Annotated in this window: 2 protein-coding genes; both read left to right on the top strand. The window is 52.9% G+C overall.

What is annotated here, in order from left to right; translation table 11 throughout:
• A partial coding sequence (locus tag B3797_RS19460) for a PTS sugar transporter subunit IIA (protein WP_311791942.1) occupies positions 1–355 on the top strand: 355 nt, incomplete at its 5' end.
• Positions 356–382: 27 nt separating this feature from the next.
• Positions 383–817, top strand: a 435-nt coding sequence (locus B3797_RS19455) for a sugar phosphate isomerase/epimerase (RefSeq protein WP_311791941.1), incomplete at its 3' end; no start/stop codon positions are given.

The raw sequence follows: 817 nt of genomic DNA, 5'->3' as shown, positions 1-817 counted from the left end.
CGCTGACGCGCTGGAAAAAGCCGGTTATGTGAAACCGGGTTTCCTGCACGGCATGCTGGCACGCGAAAAAAGCGTCTCTACCTATATCGGCGCAGGTATCGCGTTTCCTCATTGCGCTAAAGAGAACCTTGATCTGGTGATCAAAACGGGTTTTCAGGTTTTTCAGTTTCCACACGGCGTCGGCTGGGGAAACGGAAAAGTGGTTTTCGTGGTGGTAGCCGTAGCCGCTTCCAGGAATGAACATATTCAGGTGCTGGCGGACATCGCAGATCTGTTAGGCGATGAAGTAAAAACGACCTTATTAGCCAGCGCAAAAACCAAAGAAGAATTTATTAGTCTGTTTGAGAAAGCGTAATTAACGCACCAGATGAAGGAACAAATAATGAAACTTGCTTTATGTACGGATGTTCTGGCGGATTTGTCCTTCCCGGCAATGCTGGATAAAGTTAAAAGCTACGGCATTGATGGCGTCGAGATGACCGCTGGCGGCTGGTCGCCGTGTCCGCATGTGAAAACCGAAGAGCTGCTGGCCTCCCCAGAAAAACTGGAAAAGTTCAGGCAAGAGCTGGCCGAGCGTGAGATGCGCATCGTGGCGCTGAACTGCTCAGGTAACCCGCTGGCGCCCGGTGAGCTGGGCGAAACCCATACCAAAAGCAGCTACCGCGCCGTTGAGCTGGCCGGCAAACTCGGCGTGAAGAAAATCGTGATGATGAGCGGCCTGCCGGGCGGCGGACCGGAAGATCGCGTGCCGAACTGGATCACCTCTACCATCTCCTGGCCAGATTACATGCCAGGCGTGATTGATTATCAGTGGAAT

Source organism: Pantoea sp. UBA5923 (assembly GCF_002431095.1).
GTDB lineage: Bacteria > Pseudomonadota > Gammaproteobacteria > Enterobacterales > Enterobacteriaceae > Pantoea > Pantoea piersonii.
Note: the sequence above shows the minus strand (reverse complement) of the source record. Positions and strands in the feature narration are given on the sequence as shown.